Raw genomic sequence first — 20,688 nt, 5'->3', positions numbered from 1 at the left:
GACAGGAGTGACCACCATGACCGAGAAAGTCGCCGACCACCTCCTGGCCCGGCTGCGCGAGTGGGGTGTCCGGCATGTCTTCGGCTGCCCAGGCGACGGCATCGGCGGGCTGCTCGCCGCGTGGGCGCGGGCCGGGGACGAGCCACGGTTCGTACGGTCCCGGCACGAGGAGATGTCCGCGTTCGAGGCCGTCGGATACGCCAAGTTCAGCGGGCGGCTCGGGGTCTGTGCGGCGGGCTCGGGCCCCGGCGCGATCCATCTGCTCAACGGCCTGTACGACGCGAAGCTCGACCACGCCCCCGTGGTGGCGCTGGTCGGCCAGACGCACCGCAGCGCGATGGGCGGCTCCTACGAGCAGGAGGTGGACCTGCACAGCCTGTTCAAGGACGTGGCGTCCGACTACCTGGAGACGGTGACGGTCCCCGAGCAACTGCCGAACGTGCTCGACCGGGCGATCCGCACCGCGTACGCCCGCCGCTCCCCCACCGCCGTGATCATCCCGGCGGACGTCCAGGAGCTGCACTACTCCCCGCCCATTCAGGCGTTCACCATGGTGCCCTCCAGCCTGGACCGCAGCGGCTGGTCCGCGGTGCCCGCCGCGAGCGCGCTGGAGCGGGCCGCGGATGTGCTGAACGCGGGCGACAGGGTGGCGATCCTGGTCGGCCAGGGCGCCGCGGGGGCGCGCGCGGAGGTCGAGGCGATCGCCGAGCTGCTGGGCGCGGGGGTGGCCAAGGCGCTGCTGGGTCTCGATGTGCTCGGCGATGAACTGCCGTATGTCACCGGGTCCATCGGGGCGCTGGGCACCCGGCCCTCGTACGAGCTGATGCGGGACTGCGACACGCTGCTGACCATCGGCTCCAACTTCCCGTACGCCGAGTTCCTGCCGGAGTTCGGCACCGTCCGGGCGGTGCAGATCGACCTCGATCCGCACATGATCGGCATGCGCTACCCGTACGAGGTCAATCTCGTCGGCGACGCCCGCGAGACCCTGCTGCGGCTGACACCGCTGCTGCGGCCCAGGGAGGACCGCGACTGGCAGGAGCGGATCGTCGCGGAGGTACGTCGGTGGCGCGAGGTGATGCGGCACCGCGCCGAGCTGACCGCCGACCCGATCAACCCCGAGTACGTCGCCCACTGCCTGGACTCGCTGCTGCCCGGCGACGCCGTCCTCACCTGCGACTCGGGCTCCGTGGCCCACTGGTACGCCCGTCAGTTGCGGATGCGCGGCCAGATGCGCGGCTCGCTGTCGGGGACGCTGGCCGCCATGGGCTGCGGGGTGCCGTACGCGATCGGCGCCAAGTTCGCCCGGCCCGACCGGCCGGTGGTGGCGCTGGTCGGGGACGGCGCGATGCAGCGGAACGGCATGTCCGAGCTGATCACGGCGGCCGGGTACCGGCACGCGTGGGACGATCCGCGGCTGGTGATCGGGGTGTGGAACAGCCACGACCCGAACCAGGTGACCTGGGAGACGCCGACACTGGGCGGCGCCGCGCAGCTCCCGCCCGCGCGGCAGCTCCCCGATGTGCAGTACGCGCGGTTCGCCGAGTCGCTGGGGCTGACCGGCATCCGTGTGGAGAAGCCCGAGTACGTCGAGCAGGGGTGGCGCGACGCGCTCAACGCGGATGGCCCGGCGGTCGTCGAGTTCCTCACCGACCCGGACGTGGCGCCCGTCCCGCCGCACGCCACCTGGGAGCAGCTCGAGGCCGCCGGCGACGCGCTCGCCAAGGGCGACGGGCACCGGACGGGCCCGGCGCGCCATGGCCTGAGGGCGCGGGTGCATGAGTTCCTGCCGCACCGCGGCAGCAAGAGCGAGAAGAAGGGAGCGTCCCGATGACCGATCGCAAGGAACGGCAGCGCGAGGGATACCGCGCCGCCGACCCCGCCGAGGGCCCGCTGACCACGGACCAGGGGGTGGCGGTCGACCACACCGACGACTCGCTCACCGTCGGGGAGCGCGGCCCGACGCTGCTGGAGGACTTCCACTTCCGCGAGAAGCTGATGCACTTCGACCATGAGCGGATCCCGGAGCGGGTGGTCCACGCGCGCGGCGCGGGCGCGTACGGCTACTTCGAACCGTACGAGTCCTGCGCGGAGTTCACCCGGGCCGCCTTCCTCCAGGACCCGTCCGTGCGCACCCCGGTGTTCGTGCGGTTCTCCACGGTGGCGGGGCCGCGCGGCTCGGCGGACACCGTGCGCGATGTGCGCGGCTTCGCCACGAAGTTCTACACCTCCGAGGGCAACTACGACCTGGTCGGCAACAACATGCCGGTGTTCTTCATCCAGGACGGGATCAAGTTCCCGGACTTCGTGCACGCGGTCAAGCCCGAGCCGCAGAACGAGATCCCCACCGGCTCGTCCGCACACGACACGCTGTGGGACTTCGTGTCCCTCCAGCCCGAGACCCTGCACATGATGATGTGGCTGATGTCCGACCGGGCCATTCCGCGCAGCTACCGCATGATGCAGGGGTTCGGCGTGCACACCTTCCGTTTCGTGGACGCGCGCGGCCACGGGACCCTGGTGAAGTTCCACTGGAAGCCCAAGCTCGGGGTGCACTCGCTGGTGTGGGACGAGGCACAGGAGTGCCAGGGCCGGGACCCCGACTTCAACCGGCGCGACCTGTGGCAGTCGATCGAGGCGGGTGAGTTCCCCGAGTACGAGCTGGGGGCGCAGCTGATCCCCGAGGAGGACGAGTTCGGCTTCGACTTCGATCTGCTCGACGCCACGAAGATCGTGCCGGAGGAGCAGGTACCGGTCCGCCCCCTCGGCCGGATGGTGCTCGACCGCAACCCGGACAATTTCTTCGCGGAGACCGAGCAGGTGGCCTTCCACACGGCCAATGTGGTGCCCGGCATCGACTTCACCGACGACCCGCTGCTCCAGGCCCGCAACTTCTCGTATCTCGACACCCAGCTGATCCGGCTGGGCGGCCCCAACTTCGCGCAGCTCCCCGTGAACCAGCCGGTGGCCCCGGTCCGCACCAACCAGCGCGACGGCTACCACCAGACGGCGATCCACACCGGCACCAGCTACTCCCCCAACTCGCTGGGCGGCGGCTGCCCGGCCATCGCCGGCGCGGACGGGTACGCGTTCTCCCACTACCCCGAGCGGCTCGACGGCGCCAAGCTCCGCAAGCGCGGCGAGAGCTTCAAGGACTTCTACAGCCAGGCCGCGCTGTTCTGGAACAGCATGAGCGACTGGGAGCGGCAGCACATCGTCGACGCGTTCCGCTTCGAGCTGGGCAAGGTCGGGGCGGTGCAGGTGCGCGAGCGTACGGTCGAGCAGCTGACGCACATCGACCAGGGCCTGGCCACGGCGGTGGCCGAGGGCATCGGCGTGGCGACACCCGCCGTCGCGAACACCGAACACAAGCCGCTCGCCTCCCCCGCGCTGAGCCTCACCAACCTCCACGGCGACGGCTCCATCCGCACCCGCCGGATCGCGGTGCTGGTCACCGACGGCGTGGACACCGGCCAGCTCGCCCAGGCCCAGGAGGCGCTGAGCGCACAGGGCGCGGTCGTCGAGGCGCTGGCGTCACACGACGGGAAGGTGCGCGGCGCCGACGGAAACGGCTACGCGGTGGACCGCGCGCTGCCCACGGTCGCCTCGGTCCTCTACGACGCGGTACTCCTGCCCGGCGGCCCCACCGGCACCCCGGAGCTGAGGTCGGACGAGACGGCGATGCGGTTCGTGCGGGACGCGTACCGGCACGGCAAGGCGATCGGGGCGCTGGGGTCGGGCGTGGGCATCGTGTCCGCGCTGGAGCCGGAGGGGCTGCACATCGCGTCCGGCCACGGGCATGTGTGCGCGGACCGGGGCGTGGTGACGGATGCGACGACGGGGACGGCCAGTGAGGAGTTCACGCGGGCCTTCACGGACGCGGTAGCCGCGCACCGCCACTGGTCCCGCCCCCACCTCCACTTCTGAACCCCGCCGCACCATGGGCTCCGCCCTGGACCCCGAGGGGGCCCGGGGCGGAGCCCATGGTGCGGCGGGGTTACGGGGTTACGCCTCGCGGCCGAGGAGGGCCAGGAGCTTCGTCTGGGCATCCGCACCCGGCGGAGCCTCAACCGCCGCGGCGAACATCCCGCTCTTCTCCAGCTCCGCCGCGTACGGCGCAACCTCCCGCACCGAGAAGTCCACCAGCGGCTTCGGAAGCCGCTCATCCGCCCCGATGGCCCGGGACAGATCCCACGCGTGGACCGTCGCGTCGGCCGTCATCTGCGTGCAGTAGTCCGCGGCGGGCGTCTCGCCGAACGAGAGGTCGACGCTGCGCTCCAGCGCGCCGGGCGCGGCAAACGCCGCGCGGGCCGCCGCGGCGGCCTCGTCCCAGGTGGCGACGGGGTCATCGCCCAGCAGATCGCCCTCGAACACGTCGCCCTGCTCGGCCGCCGTGCTCCCGTCCCGCACCAGCGGCGGCACCCACATCTGCTCGGCCGCGAGGTGGTTGACCAGGTCGCGCACGGTCCATTCGGTGCATGGTGTCGGGTCGTCCCACTGGTCCGGCCGGATGGCGTGCACCCGCTCGGTGAAGAGGTTCAGCGCCTCGGCGTGCCTGGCGAGCAGCGGATTGCCCAGATTGCTCTTATCGGTCATATGCGACAGGTACCCCAGCCCCGGATGGCCTAACACAGGGACAGCGACACACGGACACGGCACCGGGCGCGGGCCCCTGAACTCCCACACCCGGTGCCGTTCCTCACTCCCAATGGCCGCTCGGCCGACACCCGGGTCCCCTCCCCTCACGCCGTCAAACCATCGTGTCGATGGCCGCGCGGCGGGTACGCGGGGAGGACCAGAAGCGAAGGTGAGGACGATGCCATGCAACGAGGCAGCAATCGGCTGAGTGTCCACAAGGACGACGAGATGAAGCATGAGCTCCAGGAGCTGATGCGTTCGGGCCGCCCCACCCGGGCCGAGGAGTGGTACGACCCGGAGCCCGGCGCCGACGACGACCCCGAGGTCACCACCGGACCGGTGGCACCGCTCGGCGCGGTCGGCGAGGCCGAGGCGCTGCGGTTCGAGCTGGCCCGGCATCTGGGGCGCACCCCGTTCCCGGCCAGGCGCGGGGCGCTGCTGCACGCCCTGCACCAGGCACACGCCCCGGACCGGCTGATCGAGGTGGCGGCGGAGCTGCCCGAGGACCGGGTGTTCCGCACGGTGCAGGAGGTCGTCGCCGGGCTCGGGCTGCGCCCCAGCACCTAGACCCGCTAACCACATACTGAGACGCCACTCTCGCGATGCGAGATGGCGGCGTACGGTGGCGACGAGCCCATCCGGTCGTCTCGAAGGGGAGCCGAGCCATGCCCGAGAACTCCGCCACCGCCGTCTACACGCACGGACACCACGAGTCCGTGCTGCGCTCGCACACCTGGCGCACCGCGGCCAACTCCGCCGCGTATCTGACCGGCCGACTCAAGCCGCACATGCGGATCCTGGACATCGGCTGCGGCCCCGGCACCATCACCGCCGACCTGGCCGAGCTGGTCCCCCAGGGCGAGGTCATCGGCGTGGACGCGGACGCCGGGGTCCTGGAGCAGGCCCGGTCGACGGCCGCGGAGCGCGGCGTGTCCAATGTCCACTTCGCGGTCGGCGACGTCTACCAGCTGGACTACCCCGACGACTCGTTCTGCGTCGTCCACGCCCACCAGGTGCTCCAGCACCTGGGCGACCCGGTGGCCGCGCTGCGCGAGATGCGCCGGGTGTGCAAGCCGGGCGGCATGGTGGCGGTGCGCGACTCCGACTACTCCGCCATGACCTGGTACCCGGCCGTCCCCGGCCTGGACGACTGGGCCGGGCTGTACCAGCGGGTGGCGCGGGCCAACGGCGGCGAGCCGGACGCCGGCCGCAGGCTGCTGTCCTGGGCCCGCCGGGCGGGCTTCACCGACATCACCGCGACCGCCGGGACCTGGTGTTACGCCACGGCCGACGAGCGGGCGTGGTGGAGCGGCCTGTGGGCGGACCGCACCACCGCCTCGTCATACGCCCAGCGGGCGGTGGAGGGCGGCCACGCCACGGAGGACGAGCTGCGGCGGATCGCGGACGCGTGGCGGGAGTGGGGCGAGCAGCAGGACGGCTGGTTCACCGTGCTGCACGGCGAGCTCGTCTGCCGCGTATGACGCCCGCGCGGGCGGTCAACTAGGCTCGCCCGCATGGACATTCTCGGGACCTCGCTACGGGTGTGCGTCAATGATCTGGACGCGGCGATCGCCGTGTACGAACGACTGACGGGCGCAGAGGCGCTCCGCTTCCAGCGCGGGGCCGTCTCGGTCGCGGCCGTCGGCTGCTTCTTCCTGATGAGCGGTCCCGAGGCGGAGCTGTCCATCCTCAGCAAGGTCACGGCGACGCTCGCGGTGAAGGACGTGGACGAGGCGGTGGCCGATCTGAAGGCGGTGGGCGCGGAGATCATCGCCGGTCCGCTGCCCACCCCGATCGGCCGCAACCTGGTGGCCCGTCACCCCGACGGCTCGGTCTTCGAGTACGTCGACCGGAACCCGGGCTAGAGGTGTCCGGCGGGCCCTCCCCACCCCGCCCCTTCCCGCAGTCTCGATGTGCGGCTCCGCCGCGTGGCAGGAGCTTCGCCCCTGGACCCCGGGGTCTGGGGCGGAGCCCCAGTCTCGGGAAGGGGCTGGGTGGGGGAGGGCCCGCCGCAGGCGTCAAGATCCGCCGGACAGGGCCCAGCCGCCCGACGGCGGCGGTTACGCGGGCCGCATCCGGAACTCGTACCGCTCCGGGAGCGGGTGCTCGGCGCGCGCCCGCTCCCGTACGTCGTCGGTCACCGGCGCGCCGTCGCCCGCGACCAGCCGCTCGGCGATCGCGTACCACGTGTCGCTCAGCGTCTCGTCGCCCTCGCGCAGATCCGCCACCTCGAAGCCCTCGTCGAAGACCGCGCGGGCGGCCCCGGCGTCGCCCCGGGCCAGCAGCACCTGCGCCATCAGCAGCCGGAACCGGCCCAGCTCGCGCAGGGCCGGGCGCAGAGCCCAGAGCAGCGTGTGCGCCTCCTCGGCGCGCCCCGCCGCGAGCAGCGCGACCACCGTCTCGCGCCCGAGCGCGACCTCGACCGCCGCCTCGACCCCGTCCGCACCCAGGGCCAGATCCATCGCCCGCAGCAGCCGGTCCGCCGCGCGCGCCGGGTGACCGGCGTCCGTGTCCGCCACGGCCAGGCAGCGCAGCGCCCACGGCGTCTCCATACACCGCAGCGACCGCTCCCAGCTGCGGGTGGCCTGCGCCCGGTCGCCCGCGTGCCACTGGGCCACGCCCAGGTGGTACTCGGCGGCGGCCGTGGAGGGCGCCGCCTCCAGGAGGTCGCGCCAGGCCGGGGAGACCAGGGAACAACCGGGGTCGGCCGGTGACTTGCCCGCCTCCCAGGCCGGGAACGCGCCCGTGCGCAGCAGCCCGCGCCAGGGCTCCTGGGGCTCGCCCAGCGTGTCCGGGTCGAAGGGGGTGCCGGGCAGCCGGTAGCCGCCGCGCTCCGCCTCCAGCGCGCCCCAGCCGGAGCCGGCGGCCAGCCGCTCCCCGGGTTCGGCGTCGGCGTACGGGCGCCACGCGGCGAAGGCCGCCACCACGGCGGCGCGCGGCGCGGCCGACTCCAGCCGGGTCTCGACCTCCCGCCGGGCCGCCGCCCAGTCCTCGCCGTGGACCGCCGCCGGGTCGGCGGCCAGCGGTCCGTACGCCTCAAGCCAGGCGAACTCCTCGCCCGCCTCCAGCGGCACATGCTCCAGCTGGGTGCGGGCGAGCCCGGCCTGGATCTCGGCGTAGCCCGCGGTGCCGGGCTCGGTCAGCCACCGCTGCCAGCGCCGCCCGCCGGGCCCCGCGCCCCACAGGAAGAGCTTGCGGCCGCGCAGCCCGTCGGTGGAGGTCTGGACGAGGCCGTGGCCCGTCCCGTCGAGCGAGGCGATCCAGGGGCGCGCGTCCTCGGGCAGGTCGTAGAAGTAGTCGGCGGGGTAGGCGCCGTGCAGCGGGTACGTACGGTCGGTGCCGTCCCACTCGGGGACCGGGACATGGCGCAGGGTGCGGCTGTAGCCGAAGTGCCAGGCGGCGTCGGCGGGCGCGAGCACGCGGGTGTCCTCGCCCTCCGGGACGGCGATGTTGGACCACCAGTAGACGGGCGCGGTCCGGTGGTGCGGATTGCGGATCCGCACGCCCACGTACAGGAAGTCGGAGTCGTTCGGCAGCCACAGATCGACCTGGAAGGGCAGGTCGCGCAGCCGCTCCCACTCCCACAGCCGCACCATCTCGCCCCCGTCGGGCGCCGGGACGCGGGCGGCGTGCAGCGGGGCGCAGGCCAGGGTGGTGTGGCCGGTGGCGCCGATGTTCCACTCGATGCCGCCGGAGAACCACGCGCCGTTGAGCGCGAAGTCGGCGGGCTGCATCACGGGGTTGCGGTAGAGGAGTTCACGGCCGGTCGGCTTGTGGTGGAGGGAGTACACCCGGCCGCCGAGGCCGGGCAGCACGGTGGCCCGCAGCCGGTCGTTCTCGATGACGAGGGCGTCCAGCCCGGCAGGCGCCCGCCCGCGCCCGTACCCGTCGCGCAGCCGCACCGGCAGCACCGAGCGCAGCGGCTCGTACGCGGTCTGGCGGGCCATCTCCGCGGGCAGCGTGGCGCGCGTGTGCTCGTCGATGCGGTGCACCTCGCGCGGGAGCCGCAGCGCGGGCAGGGGGTTCTCGGGCCCGAGCGGGGCGGTGGGAAGGGTCAGGGTGGTACGTCGCACGGTCGTGGCCACGGGCTGCCTCACTCCGACTGCCTAGGGTCGCCCCGGCTGCGGCGACCGTCCGATGACCATGGAACAACGGCGCGGCCCCACTGACCAGAGCGTCAGCCCAACAGGGCCTCAGCCACCCACGACATCAGCCCTGGGCCTCAAACATGTCGCTGGTGATGGCGTAGCGCTCGTGGTCGCGCCACGCGCCCTCGATGTAGAGGTAGTCGGGCGAGAACCCCTCCAGCCGGAAGCCGTACCGCTTCACCAGCGCCAGCGACGCCTCGTTGCCGGGCTGGATGTTGACCTCGATGCGGTGCAGCCCCAGCGGCCCGAAGGCGTAGGCCAGCACGAGCCCGAGCCCTTCGGAGACATAGCCGTGTCCGGAGTGGGGCGCGAACGCCCCGTAGCCGATGGTGCCGCCCTGGTAGGCGCCGCGGACGATGCTGTTGACGTTGATGAACCCGGCGATCGCCCCGGTCTCGGGCAGGCAGACCAGGAACCCCTCGTGGTCGTCCCGCTCCAGCTTCGTCATGAAGATGTCGAAGGCCTCGTCGGTGGAGGGCGCAGTCAGCCACGGGTGGTGGAGGGCGGCGCTGGTGCGGGAGAGCCGGGTGAACTCCGCGCGGTCGTTCCGCTCGGTGTGGCGGATGGCCACGCGGGGTCCCATGGCTACGTAGGGCGAGTCGGGCATCCGCCCATCGTAAGCCGGTCGTACCGCCGCCCGTCCGGCAAACCCTAGGGGGCCTTCTCCAGCAGCGCGTACGCCGCGGCGTACCCGGGGCCCCCGTCGGAGTCGGCCGCGGCCGCCGCGAGCTGGTCGGCGGGCAGGTCGGCCAGCGTCCAGGGGCCGACCGGCACCGGCCGCTCGCCCGTGCCGACGTAAGCGATCGCGGGGTCCTGGGACAGCCCCGTGCCGATGCCCTTGAGATACGCCTCCTTGCGCGTCCAGCAGCGCGCGAAGGCGGCGGGGCGGTCGAGGGTGGGGAGCTCGGCCAGCTCGGCGCGCTCGGTCGGGTGCAGGCTCTGGGCGACCTGGTCCACGACCGACACCGGCTGCGTCTTCTCCACGTCGGCGCCGATCGGCGAGCCCGCGAAGGCGAACAGCACCAGGTCACCGGCGTGCGACAGGTTGAAGTGCAGCGGCGTGCCGACGACCGCGGGGCGGCCGTGGGGCCCGCCGCAGCCGGGGCAGTCCTCCCGGGTGAACGGCACGGCCGCGGGCTCGATGTCCAGATAGGCGCCCAGCAGCTCCCGCAGGCCCAGGTGCGCCGCGGTGTACCGGTGCTGGTCCTCGGTCCGCACGAACTTCGCGGCGCGCTCACGCTCCTCGGCGTCGAGGATCTTGCCGGGCGCGCCCTGGTCCATCGCGGCCATGTACCGGGAGACGCTGAGCAGCCAGGTCTCGGGCCCGCCGGGCGGCCACGCACCGGCCACGGCGGCGGGCAGCGGATCACGGCCGACGACGCGCGATGCCCTCGGGGGTGTCAACTCGCTCCTCCAGGTGGGTCGGTGAGTCGGGCTCGGATCACGACTACGCGGATCACGCTACGCGGTTCACTCCGTCAGCTCCAGGGCCGGAACGCCGGGCGGGGCGAGCCCGAAGGCCCGTGCGTACAGGCCGAGTTCGGCCTCAACGGCGCGGATCATGGTGTCCGCCCGGCGAAAGCCATGGCCCTCGCCCTCGAAGGCGAGATACGCGTGCGGGACGCCGCGCCCGGCGACCGCCGCCAGGAAGCGCTCGCACTGCGCGGGCGGGCAGACCGGGTCGTCCAGGCCCTGGAGCAGCAGGAAGGGGACGCTGACGCGGTCGGCGCGGCCGGTCAGCGACCGGTCGCGGTAGCGGTCGGGGACCTCGGCGAGCGGCCCGATCAGGGACTCCAGGTAGCGGGACTCGAAGTCGTGCGTCCCTTCGCCGGCCCAGTCCATGGGGTCGAGGACCGGGTATTTGACCGTGCCGCACGCGTACAGCCCGGCGGTGGTCTTGGAGGTCAGCGAGGCGGCCGCGGTCCAGCCGCCCGCGCTGCCGCCCCGGATCGCGAGCCGGGCCCGGTCGGCGCTGCCCTCCTCGGCCAGCGCCTCGGCGACGGCCGCGCAGTCCTCGACGTCCACCACGCCCCACTGCTCGCACAGCCGGTCCCGGTAGGCGCGGCCGTAGCCCGTCGAGCCGCCGTAGTTGACCTCGGCGACGCCGATCCCGCGCGAGGTGAAGTACGCGATCTCCAGGTCGAGCACGAGCGGGGCGCGGTCGGTCGGCCCGCCGTGGGCCCAGACCACATACGGCGGCGCCTCGCCCTCGGGCGCGGTGTGGCCGGGGTTGTGCGGCGGATAGATGTGGGCGTGGATGTCCCGGCCGTCCGGCCCGGTGAAGGTGCGGGCCTCCGGGCGCGGGTAGTACGCCGGGTCGACGGGGTCGGTGTGCGCCGCGCCGATGACCCGGGCGTAGCCGGTGCGGGTGTCCAGCTCGACCACCTCGTGCGAGCTGTGCGGGCTCGCGGCGACGCCGACGACCCGGCTGCCGTCCACGGCGAGCGTCGCGTCCCACTCGGTCCACGGGCCCGGCGCGTCGGCCAGCTCGCCGGTGCGCGGGTCGAGGATGCCGAGCCGGGCGGCGCCCCGGCCGTGCACGACGGCGATCAGCCCGCCGGGCAGCGGCGCGAACCAGCGCAGGCCGAGCTTCCACAGCGGTCCGCCGAACTCCTCCTGGCGGGGGCAGAGCCCGGTGCTCGCGATGACGCCATTGCCCGTCGCGTCGGGGTCGACGCGCTCCAGCTGCCACCAGCCGCTGAGGTCGGAGACGAACAGCAGCGTGCCGTCGGCGTCCCACTCGACCTGCACCACCGACTCGTCGGTCTCCCCCACCACCGGGCGCGTGCCGTGGAAGCGGCCGTCCTCCGTCACGTCCGCCACCATCACGACGGTGCCGTCCCACGGCATCTGCGGGTGGTCCCAGGCGATCCAGGCCACCCGACGCCCGTCCGGGGAGAGCTGGGGCCCGGTGACGAAGCGGTGGCGGTCGTCGGACAGCTGGCGCACCGCCGTACGGTCGTCGGCGGCCGAGCCGTCAAGCGGCACCGCCGCGATCACGCGGCGTACGTCGGTCGGCCCCTCGCCGGTGAACTCCTCCAGCACGCCCCACACTTCGCCCAGTCCGCCGCGGTCGGCGTGCAGCCGCAGATCCGCCCAGCGCAGCCCGCCGCCGAGGTCCGAGGCCGGGGTCAGCGGGCGCGGCGGGGCGCCGGTGGGGTCGTCCGGCTCGTACGCGTACAGCCGCTGGTCGGCGTGGTGTGCGAAGACGACGAGCGGGCCGCCCGCCGGGCGGGGCACGGCGGCCCACGGCAGGCCGCCGTACTCGATGACCCTGCTGCGTACGTTCCACGGCGCGGGCAGCGCGCTGACCTCGGCGGCGCCGGGCCGGCGCCGCATCAGCGTGCGACGGCCGCCCTCGGCGGGGCGCGGCGCGGTCCACCACACCTCGTCGCCGACCGTGCCCACGTACTCCGGGTGGCCGTCGTGCGAGGCGGCGAGCGCGGCGTCGATCGGGGACCGCCAGGCGCCGTACGGAGTCGTGGCCACCATGCTGTCACCCATCGCGTCATCCATTCCGTCGCCCAACCCCAATCCCATTGATTTTGTGGTGAGTTTGAGACAGCGACACGCCGTCGCTTCGGCGTGTCGCCGTCTCATACTCACCACAAGTCCCCCCTTACGCTCGCCGCAGGAAGTGGTCGAGCACCCGGACGCCGAAGTGCAGGGCGTCCACCGGCACCCGCTCGTCCACGCCGTGGAAGAGCGCCTGGTAGTCGAAGCCCTCGGGCAGCCGCAGCGGCGAGAAGCCGTATCCGACGATGCCGAGCCGGGAGAACTGCTTGGCGTCCGTGCCGCCGGACATGCAGTACGGCACCGCGTGTCCGTCCGGGTCGAAGTGTTCGAGCGCCGCCCGCATGGCCGCGAAGGCCGGGCCGTCGACCGGGGCCTGGAGGGCAGGCGAGCGGTGGTGGAACTCCCAGTCGACGTCAGGCCCGGTGAGCCGGTCGAGGGTGGCGTGGAACTCCTCCTCGCCGCCCGGCAGGATCCGGCCGTCCACGTACGCCGTGGCGCTGCCGGGGATGACGTTGACCTTGTAACCGGCCTCCAGGACGGTCGGGTTGGCGCTGTTGCGCACGGTCGGCTCGAGCAGGGCCGCGGCGGGCCCCAGCTCGGCGAGCAGCGCGTCGACGTCGAAGTCGGGCGCGTCCACGTCGGCCTTGAGCCCGCGCAGCGGCGCGATCTCGGTCAGCGCGGCCTTCACGGTCGGCGTCAGCCGCACCGGCCAGCGGTGCTCGCCGATCCGCGCCACGGCGGCGGCCAGCCGGCTGACCGCGTTGTCGCGGTTGACCTTCGAGCCGTGCCCCGCCCGGCCCCGGGCGGTCAGCTTGAGCCAGGCCGTGCCGCGCTCCCCCGCCGCGATGGGGTACAGCCGCGTCCCGTTCCCCGCGTGGAAGGTGAAGGCGCCGGATTCGCTGATTCCCTCCGTGCAGCCTTCGAAGAACTCGGGGTGCTCGTCGGCGAGAAAGCCGGAGCCCGGCTCCGCGCTGTCCTCCTCGTCGGCCGTGAAGGCCAGCACGATGTCGCGGCGCGGCCGTACGCCCGCGCGGGCCCAGGCGCGGACGGCCGCGAGCACCATCGCGTCCATGTTCTTCATGTCGATGGCGCCCCGGCCCCACACCACGCCGTCGCGGACCTCCCCCGAGAAGGGGTGCACGCTCCAGTCGGCGGGCTCGGCGGGCACCACGTCCAGATGGCCGTGGACCAGCAGCGCGGGGGCGGACGGATCGGTGCCCTCGATCCGCGCGACGACGTTCGTCCGCCCCCGGTCGCGCTCCAGCAGCGTGGCGTCGATGTCCACCTCGCCCAGCCGCTCCGCGACGTACTCGGCGGCGGGGCGCTCGGTGCAGTCGCCGCCGCCGCGGTTGGTGGTGTCGATGCGGATCAGCTCGGAGGTGAACCGCACCACCTCCTCCAGCGCCCAATCGTCGATCGCCTCGACCGGCGCCGGCTCAGCCATACTGCTCCTCCACGGCGGCCGAGACGAGCGTGGTGACCGCCTTGAAGCAGCGGATGCCCTCGTACATGTCCGGCGAGGTGTACGCCACCCGCCGCACCCCGCTGTGCTCCACCCCCGGCACGGCGGTGGCCGCCCCCACCAGGTGCTCCGCGTCGAACTCCAGCTCCACCGTGAACGGCCCGGCCTGGACGGGCTCATGCCGCACCGCCAGCGGGGCCGCTTCCCGGGCCGCCGCCCGGATGTCCGCCGCCGTACGGGCCGGGGTACGGCACACCGCCGCGTACCGCGAGACGTAGTCCTTGACCGCGACCGACCGCGCCGCGGGCGCGTACCCCTTGGCGTCCTCGCAGGTCCGGTCGTCCCCGGTGACCAGCACCACGGGCACCCCGTACTCGGCGACCACCAGTGAGTTCAGCCGCCCCTCGCTCGCGGGCACGCCGTCCACCCACACGCCGGTGATGGAGTTGGCGAGATAGGTGTGCGCGAGGACGCCCTCGGTCCCGGCGCCGGTGTGATAGCCGACGAACGCGATCCCGTCCACGTCCCCGTGCTGCACGCCCTCCACCATGCTCAGGCTCTTGTGCTTGCCCGTCAGCATGGCGGCCCGCTCGTCCAGCTCCTCCAGCAGCAGATTGCGCATGGACCAGTGCGCCTCGTTGATCAGCACCTCGTCCGCGCCCCCGTCGAAGAACCCGGTGACCGCCGCGCTCACGTCCGAGGTGAACAGATGGCGGCACCGCTCCCACTGTGGCGTGCCGGGCAGCACATCCGCGGGCCAGGTCACGCCCGTGGCACCTTCCATGTCGGCACTGATGAGGATCTTCAAGACTGTCCCCGCTCCTCCCAGGTCACGTATCCACTTGACTATGCCCCAAGATGGCCCCGGTTCGGCACGGCTCGGCCGCGGTGTCGGCCCGCAGGTGGCCCAGGCATGAAAGGCCGCCTTCCGCGCACGCTAGTGTCGCGATCATGAACATGGAGGAGACCGAGGACTTGTGGCGGGCCGCTCTCGCCAACCGTGACCCGCACGCCATCGAACGGTTACTGCGGTGCAGCGCTGCACTGGCGAAGCTGCTACGGCGCGGTGAACAGCCGGGGTCGATCGAGGCGGCCGAGTTGCGCGGGCTCCTGTTGCTGGGCGGCGACGGCGACGTCCCGTTCGCCGCGGACTCCCCATGGGACGTACCGGTCGGCGCCGGCCTCACCGAGGCCATGGCGCACCTCTGGGCACCCGTCGCCGGATCCTGCCCTCGTTTCCTCGCGGCGCTGCGCGCGGAAGTGCTCGGGCTGGCGCTGGTCGCCGTGAAGGGCGAGTACCTGCTCGCGTACCTGTATCTCGCCGACCGCTCGGGGGATCCGCCGCGCGACCTGGCGGACCTGCCCTTGAGGTCGCGGTACGAGTCCCTGGAGGTGCTGTGGGGCACAGCCCCGACCCGCTTCGGTCCGACGGACGTCGTCCCCACGCTGGACGAACCGCTCCCCGCGGCCGTCCGGGACCTGGCCGCGGTCCACGCCTCCCTCACCTCCTTCGACTTCGATCTGCGCCTCGACCGCTTCACCACGACGCTCGGCGCCTCGACCCTCGCGAACTACGAGGACGAGGACCCCGACGACTACGACGAGACTGACGACTTCGTCCGTGCGGTGAACGGCGAGTTCGACCGCTGGATACGGTTTTGCACATGCGACTCCGCTGCTGAGGCCTACTTCCTGGACATGGCCGACCGCGACGCCGACGGCACCCCCCGGGTCGCGCTGTCGGGCCTCAACGGCACCTCCGAGCGGCCCGGCGACCCCTTCTGGGACTGGGTCGACGAGGCGTTGCCGTCCCTGATCTTCTGTCTTTGAGGACATCAGGCGTCAGGTACCAGCCTTGATCGCTTCCAGTTTCTCCGCTTCGGCGTTGACATTGTCGACTGCCTCGGCCGGTGACGAACAAGCTAATGTCAGGCTGTCGAGCATCGAATCAAGGCCCTCCCAGGAAGTCCGTCACGTGGCACATCCGTACCCGCTGTTCGCGTACCTGGACGCCGCGCCGGTCGAGATCAGCACCCCAGCAGCTACGGGCTACACCTTGCGCCGCTACCGCGATGACGAGCACCACCGAGAACCGGTGTTCCTCGGCCGGGACAGGGCCGTCTTCGCGTTCCGGTCAACGGCCAACCTCGTCGCCTTCCTGCGCAGCGAAGAGCCGCACGACCTGGTCGGCACGCCGGACTGGGAACCACCCGACTGGGAGGAAGTCCCGCTGGTGGCGGACATCGGGCTCACCTATATCAGGCATGAGCAGTTGGAGGTCTGCCGACTCGACAACATTGCCCAGATGTTCGGCGCACGCGCTTCCATGGTGGACCTCGACGGTGCGCAACAACTCTTCGACGTCCCACCGATTTTGTTCCATCCGCCGCTCGACAAGGTCCTGGAGCTCATGCAGACCCACCATGTGGCCCGCGAACTCGCCGAATACGCGGGGCTCGCCGAAGCGGCGGATGCGCTCGCTCCCGAGTCACCGCTGGCAACGTTCGAGCGGGAACTGGGGGCGGCTTATTTCACGAAGTCCGGCGACCACCGAGAGCTGTCTCGTCATGACACGGACGTGCTCGCGGCTCTCTGGTCCGAATTGGTCGACAAGATCGTGCCGGTCGTAGATTTCCGCGACTGAGATAGGGGGGTGCGGTGGAGGTCACGCCTCGGGGCGAGGCCTCCCGCGCACCCCACGCGCCGGCGCGAGACGCCCTCGGTCCCACCCGCACCCCGAACACGCCCGGATCATTCCTGCCAACTATGCTTCCCGTGTCTTCTTGTCATGATCACCCAGACCGGAGTTCCCCCCATGCCCCTCATCCGGTTGTCCGCAACAACGTCGCTCCTCACGGCCGTAGCCGCCGGCGCGCTGCTCGTCGGCTGCTCGGCGTCGGTCAGCGTCGAAAAGTCCACGCCGAAACTGTCCGCGGACAAGCTCGCCACCACAGTCGCCGAAAAGCTCGCCGCCACGACCGGCCAGGCCAAGCCGGACATCACCTGCCCCGACGCCCTCGAGGGCAAGGTCGACACCACCACCCGGTGCAAGCTCACCGCGGACGACGGCAGCACCCTGGGCGTCACGGTCACGGTGACCGGCGTCGACGGAAACAAAATCAACTTCGACGTCAAGGCCGACAACACGCCCACCCCGGCCCCGAGCTGACCCACCACCCCAAGGCCTGGAACTCCTAAGGTCTCCTTGGCCCCAGGCCTAAGGCACCCCCTGGGCGGCAAGATGCGCAAGCCTCCCCATGTGGCGCCCCCACCTTGGACACGACGCTGGAAGCACAGCAAGAGACCAGCTCGTCCAAGGAGACCGCATGTTGCACCACGAGTTCCAGGCCGCCCGCCAGGCCGCCGTCCTGGCCCGCGCCGCGCAGCGCCGCCTGGTCCGCGAGGCCGAGCGGGACGCGAGGGCGGCGGTCCGTACCACCTCAGACAGCCGCAAGCGCTACTTCCTACGCTCACGACACGCGTGAAACGCCCGCCGCCGGCCCCCGCCGACGCCGAGACCCCTGTCCCTCACCTCGTACGCCATGCGATGCTCGGCACCGTGCACAGCAGTCACATAAGCCCCGTCTTCGTAGGCCGCGGCGCCGAACTCGCCGCCCTCGGCGAGGCCCTGTCCCGGGCGGACGCCGGGGAGCCCCGGGCCCTCTTCGTGGGCGGCGAGGCCGGCGTCGGCAAGACCCGGCTGATACAGGAGTTCCTCGGCCGGGCCGTCGCGGACGGGGCCGTCGTCGCCCTGGGCGGCTGCGTGGAAACCGGGGCCGACGCCCTGCCCTACCACCCCGTCTCGACCGCCCTGCGCTCCCTGCGCCGCCGGCTCGGCGCGGAGCTCGACGCCGCCATCGCCGGCCAGGAAGGCGAGCTGGCCCGGCTGCTGCCCGAGCTCGGCGAGATGGACCGGGGACGCCCCGAAACCGAGGGCCGCGCCCGGCTCTTCGAACTCACCGTCCGCCTCCTCGAGCACCTCGCCGCGAACCGGACCCTCGTGCTGGCCCTGGAGGACCTGCACTGGGCCGACCGCTCCACCCGCGAGCTGCTCAGCTACCTGCTGCGCGCCCTCACCCACAGCCGCCTGCTCATCGTCGCCACCTACCGCGCCGACGACCTGCACCGCCGCCACCCGCTGCGCCCCGCTCTCGCCGAGTACGAGCGGCTGCGCACCGTCACCCGCCTCGAACTGCCCCGCTTCGAGCGCACCGAGGTCCGCCGCCAGCTCGCCGCCATCCGTGGCGAGGCCCCGCCAGAGCAGGTGCTGGACCGGGTCTTCGACCGCTCCGAGGGCAACGCGTTCTTCGTCGAGGAGCTGGCCTGTAGCATCCTCGAAGGCTCGCCGGGCGGCATCAGCGACTCCCTTCGCGACCTCTTGCTGGTCCGGGTCGAGGCGCTGCCGGACGAGGTGCAGCGCGTGGTGCGGATCGCCGCCGAGGGCGGCTCCGAGGTGGAATTCCGGCTGCTGGCCACCGTCACGCGCCTCGCCGAGGACGAGCTGATCGAGACCCTGCGTACCGCCGTGGGCGCCGCCGTCCTCCAGCCCTCCGAGGAGGGCGAGTCCTTCCGCTTCCGGCACGCCCTGATGCGCGAGGCCGTGGCCGGCGACCTGCTGCCCAGCGAGCGCTCCCGGCTCAGCCGCCGCTACGCCGAGGCGCTGGAGGCCGACCCCACGCTCGTACGGCCCGAGGAGCGGGCCGGGCGGCTGGCCGGCTACTGGTTCGACGCCCGCGACCCCGCCAGGGCGCTGCCCGCCGTGATCGCCGCGGCGGCCGCTGCCCGCGGCCGCCACGCGTTCGCCGAGCAGCACCATCTGCTGGAGCGGGCGCTGGAGCTGTGGGACGACACCCCCGAGGAGCTGCGCCGCCAGGCGATGCGGCAAGGCGTCGAGGACGGCCTGTACATGGCCATCTCCCCGGACGCACCCGGGGACTTCCTGGACCTGCTCGCCGCGATCACCGTCGCCGCGCGCCTCGCGGGAGAGCAGGAGCGAGCGCTCGCCCTCTGCAAGCGGGCGCTGCGCAAGCTGGAGGGTGAGCCTCTGCGAGCGGCCTGGTTCTGGCTCGAGCGCTACCAGTTGGTGCGCGACCTCGCCCGTTCCGACGGCTGGGACGAGATCACCCACGCCCGGAAACTGATGCAGGACCAGCCGCCGTCCTTCGTCCACGCCAAAGCGCTGACGCTGGCGGCGCACTGGTACGCCGTGCACCAGCCGACGACGACGGTGATAGAGACCGCGCAGCAGGCGGTGGAGCTCTGTCGGGCGACGGGCGCGGAGATCACCGGCCTTACCGCGCAGCTCACCCTGGCCTGGCTCACCATCCACTCGGGCGACGTCGAGACCGGGCTCGAGCAGGCCCGCGCCGTGTGCGCCCGCGGTCTGGAGCCGGGCAACGCCATCGTCCTGCTGCGCGGCCACGGCAACCTGTCCACGGCCCTGCACGGCATCGGCCGCTACGCCGAGGCCGTCGAGACCGCCGAGCGGGGCAGCGGGCTCGCCGATCGGCACGGGCTGCCGGACACCGCCTCGTACATCGACGCCAACCTCGCCGAATCCCTCATCCAGCTCGGCCGCTGGGCCGACGCCGACGAAGCGCTCGATCGAGCACTCGGCCGCCGCGGGGTGAGCGTCCGCATCCGGGCGCTGATCGCCGAGCGGAGGGCCGAACTCGCCCTGGTCCGGGGCGCGTACGACGAGACTCGGCGTCGACTGGAGGAGTCCGAAAGCAGCAACACCGGCCCCTACCCGGAGCCGCAGCACACCCTGGCCGTGAGCCGCGTGGCCATCGCGCTGGCGGCCGCCGACGGCCGGATCCTCGATGTCCGCTCCCTGCTGGATACGGCGGTCGGCGAGGCCATCCCGCCCGGCCATCAACGCTACGGCTGGCCGCTGCTGTACGAGGCCGCGGCGGCGGAGGCGCGGGCCCGTGCACTCGCGGTGGCCGAGCCGGGGCGTGCGGCGGCGGTGGAGCGGATCCGCAAGGCGATGCAGGGCCAGCCCGATTTCGCACCGCTGTGGGTCGCGCAGGCCCTGATGATCCAGGCCGAGCTGCTCACCGCCGAGGGCCGGGACGCCACCGCCCACTGGACGCGGGCTGTGGCCGCCGCCGAGCAGCTGGAGTCCCCGCCCCTGCTGGCCACTGCCCGGTTGCGACTCGCGGAGGCCCTGGTCTCCCAGGGCGGCGACGGGTCCCGCCAAACGGCCGGTGAGCTGCTGCGGCAGGCCGAGGCGGTGGCGCGCGAGCTGGGCGCGGCGCCACTCGAGACGGAGATCACCACGCTGGCCGGCCGCGCCCGGATCCCGCTGCGGCAGACCGACGGGGAGACGGCCCCGCCCCCGACGCCGGCGGCGGCGCTGGGCCTGACCGCCCGGGAGCGGGACGTGCTGCGGCTGGTCGCCGCCGGGCGGAGCAACCGGCAGATCGCGGAGGAGCTGTTCATCTCGCCGAAGACAGCGAGCGTGCATGTCTCCAACATCCTGGCGAAGCTGGGCGCTTCAGGCCGAGGGGAGGCCGCGGCCATCGCGCACCGGCTGGGGGCCTTCGAGTAGCCGCACAGGACGCACCTTAGAGACGGACCCGAGCCCAGACGGTCTTCCCGACCACCCGCTCCCGCACGCCCCACGCCTCGGCGAACGCAGCCACGATCGCCAGCCCGCGCCCGGACTCGGCGTCCGGCACCGCATCGGCGAGGACCGGCAGCCCATCGCCGGGGTCGGTCACCTCGATGCCGATGAGCTTCTCGGCGTCGTAGGCGATACGTACCTCGTAGTACCTCCCCGGTACGCGGCCATGCCGCACCGCGTTGGCCGCCAGTTCGGAGAGGACGAGCAGCGCGACCTGCGCGGAGCCCGGCTCCACCCTCCACACGCAGAGAACGGCCGCGGCCGTTTGGCGAGCGTGATGGACAGAGAGCGGGACG

The 20,688-nt window shown here is 72.8% G+C and carries 18 protein-coding genes; 10 read left to right on the top strand and 8 right to left on the bottom strand.

What is annotated here, in order from left to right:
* The first annotated feature begins 16 nt into the window (after positions 1-16).
* The gene (locus tag ACH4S9_RS24895; RefSeq protein WP_385348298.1) at positions 17-1,834 is read left to right on the top strand and encodes a thiamine pyrophosphate-requiring protein; all 1,818 of its coding nucleotides are present in this window, start codon (positions 17-19) and stop codon (positions 1,832-1,834) included.
* Entirely contained in the window at positions 1,831-3,927 is a 2,097-nt protein-coding gene (locus ACH4S9_RS24890) for a catalase (RefSeq protein ID WP_385348295.1), read from the top strand. The genes ACH4S9_RS24895 and ACH4S9_RS24890 overlap by 4 nt, the downstream gene beginning before the upstream one ends.
* A gap of 78 nt (positions 3,928-4,005) precedes the next feature.
* On the opposite strand, the gene ACH4S9_RS24885 is transcribed toward ACH4S9_RS24890, so the two are convergent.
* Positions 4,006-4,596, bottom strand: a complete 591-nt coding sequence (locus ACH4S9_RS24885) for a TIGR03086 family metal-binding protein (RefSeq protein WP_385351930.1) — start codon at positions 4,594-4,596, stop codon at positions 4,006-4,008.
* A gap of 225 nt (positions 4,597-4,821) precedes the next feature.
* On the opposite strand from ACH4S9_RS24885, the gene ACH4S9_RS24880 reads away from it, so the two are divergent.
* From ACH4S9_RS24880 to ACH4S9_RS24870, 3 genes are all read left to right on the top strand, one after another.
* Positions 4,822-5,205, top strand: a complete 384-nt coding sequence (locus ACH4S9_RS24880) for a DUF2795 domain-containing protein (protein ID WP_311728337.1) — start codon at positions 4,822-4,824, stop codon at positions 5,203-5,205.
* Positions 5,206-5,303: 98 nt separating this feature from the next.
* On the top strand, positions 5,304-6,119 hold the full coding sequence (locus ACH4S9_RS24875; RefSeq protein WP_311728336.1) for a methyltransferase domain-containing protein: 816 nt from the start codon (positions 5,304-5,306) through the stop codon (positions 6,117-6,119).
* Between the two features lie 33 nt (positions 6,120-6,152).
* The gene (locus tag ACH4S9_RS24870; protein WP_311728334.1) at positions 6,153-6,503 is read left to right on the top strand and encodes a VOC family protein; all 351 of its coding nucleotides are present in this window, start codon (positions 6,153-6,155) and stop codon (positions 6,501-6,503) included.
* A 195-nt stretch (positions 6,504-6,698) separates the two neighbouring features.
* Here ACH4S9_RS24870 and ACH4S9_RS24865 read toward each other — a convergent pair whose 3' ends face one another.
* The 6 genes from ACH4S9_RS24865 to ACH4S9_RS24840 all read right to left on the bottom strand — a co-directional run bounded on the left by ACH4S9_RS24865 (position 6,699) and on the right by ACH4S9_RS24840 (position 14,572).
* Positions 6,699-8,723 (bottom strand): DUF5107 domain-containing protein, encoded by a 2,025-nt coding sequence (locus ACH4S9_RS24865; RefSeq protein WP_361189018.1) that lies wholly within the window; start codon positions 8,721-8,723, stop codon positions 6,699-6,701.
* Positions 8,724-8,847: 124 nt separating this feature from the next.
* On the bottom strand, positions 8,848-9,393 hold the full coding sequence (locus tag ACH4S9_RS24860; RefSeq protein WP_398373882.1) for a GNAT family N-acetyltransferase: 546 nt from the start codon (positions 9,391-9,393) through the stop codon (positions 8,848-8,850).
* A gap of 44 nt (positions 9,394-9,437) precedes the next feature.
* The gene (locus tag ACH4S9_RS24855; RefSeq protein ID WP_398373881.1) at positions 9,438-10,190 is read right to left on the bottom strand and encodes a 4'-phosphopantetheinyl transferase family protein; all 753 of its coding nucleotides are present in this window, start codon (positions 10,188-10,190) and stop codon (positions 9,438-9,440) included.
* A gap of 66 nt (positions 10,191-10,256) precedes the next feature.
* The gene (locus ACH4S9_RS24850) at positions 10,257-12,278 is read right to left on the bottom strand and encodes a prolyl oligopeptidase family serine peptidase (protein WP_398374013.1); all 2,022 of its coding nucleotides are present in this window, start codon (positions 12,276-12,278) and stop codon (positions 10,257-10,259) included.
* A gap of 127 nt (positions 12,279-12,405) precedes the next feature.
* Positions 12,406-13,746, bottom strand: a complete 1,341-nt coding sequence (locus ACH4S9_RS24845; protein ID WP_398373880.1) for a M20/M25/M40 family metallo-hydrolase — start codon at positions 13,744-13,746, stop codon at positions 12,406-12,408.
* Positions 13,739-14,572, bottom strand: coding sequence for a M55 family metallopeptidase (locus ACH4S9_RS24840; protein WP_398373879.1), 834 nt, complete (start codon positions 14,570-14,572; stop codon positions 13,739-13,741). Before ACH4S9_RS24840 ends, ACH4S9_RS24845 begins: the two co-directional genes overlap by 8 nt.
* A 143-nt stretch (positions 14,573-14,715) precedes the next feature.
* Here ACH4S9_RS24840 and ACH4S9_RS24835 point away from each other — a divergent pair, with 143 nt between their 5' ends.
* The 5 genes from ACH4S9_RS24835 (at position 14,716) to ACH4S9_RS24815 (ending at position 20,317) form a co-directional block, all read left to right on the top strand.
* Positions 14,716-15,594 (top strand): hypothetical protein, encoded by an 879-nt coding sequence (locus ACH4S9_RS24835; RefSeq protein ID WP_398373878.1) that lies wholly within the window; start codon positions 14,716-14,718, stop codon positions 15,592-15,594.
* Positions 15,595-15,739: 145 nt separating this feature from the next.
* On the top strand, positions 15,740-16,408 hold the full coding sequence (locus tag ACH4S9_RS24830) for a hypothetical protein (RefSeq protein ID WP_398373877.1): 669 nt from the start codon (positions 15,740-15,742) through the stop codon (positions 16,406-16,408).
* 171 nt (positions 16,409-16,579) lie between these two features.
* Positions 16,580-16,933 (top strand): DUF4333 domain-containing protein, encoded by a 354-nt coding sequence (locus tag ACH4S9_RS24825; protein ID WP_398373876.1) that lies wholly within the window; start codon positions 16,580-16,582, stop codon positions 16,931-16,933.
* Between the two features lie 157 nt (positions 16,934-17,090).
* Positions 17,091-17,249, top strand: coding sequence for a hypothetical protein (locus tag ACH4S9_RS24820; RefSeq protein WP_311728323.1), 159 nt, complete (start codon positions 17,091-17,093; stop codon positions 17,247-17,249).
* Positions 17,246-20,317 (top strand): AAA family ATPase, encoded by a 3,072-nt coding sequence (locus tag ACH4S9_RS24815; protein WP_398373874.1) that lies wholly within the window; start codon positions 17,246-17,248, stop codon positions 20,315-20,317. The genes ACH4S9_RS24820 and ACH4S9_RS24815 overlap by 4 nt, the downstream gene beginning before the upstream one ends.
* Before the next feature lie 16 nt (positions 20,318-20,333).
* On the opposite strand, the gene ACH4S9_RS24810 is transcribed toward ACH4S9_RS24815, so the two are convergent.
* The gene (locus ACH4S9_RS24810) at positions 20,334-20,627 is read right to left on the bottom strand and encodes an ATP-binding protein (protein WP_398373873.1); all 294 of its coding nucleotides are present in this window, start codon (positions 20,625-20,627) and stop codon (positions 20,334-20,336) included.
* Between the last annotated feature and the right edge of the window lie 61 nt (positions 20,628-20,688).

It is taken from the genome of Streptomyces sp. NPDC021225 (assembly GCF_044332865.1).
Classification (GTDB): domain Bacteria; phylum Actinomycetota; class Actinomycetes; order Streptomycetales; family Streptomycetaceae; genus Streptomyces.
This window is presented reverse-complemented; position numbering and strand designations above follow the sequence as displayed.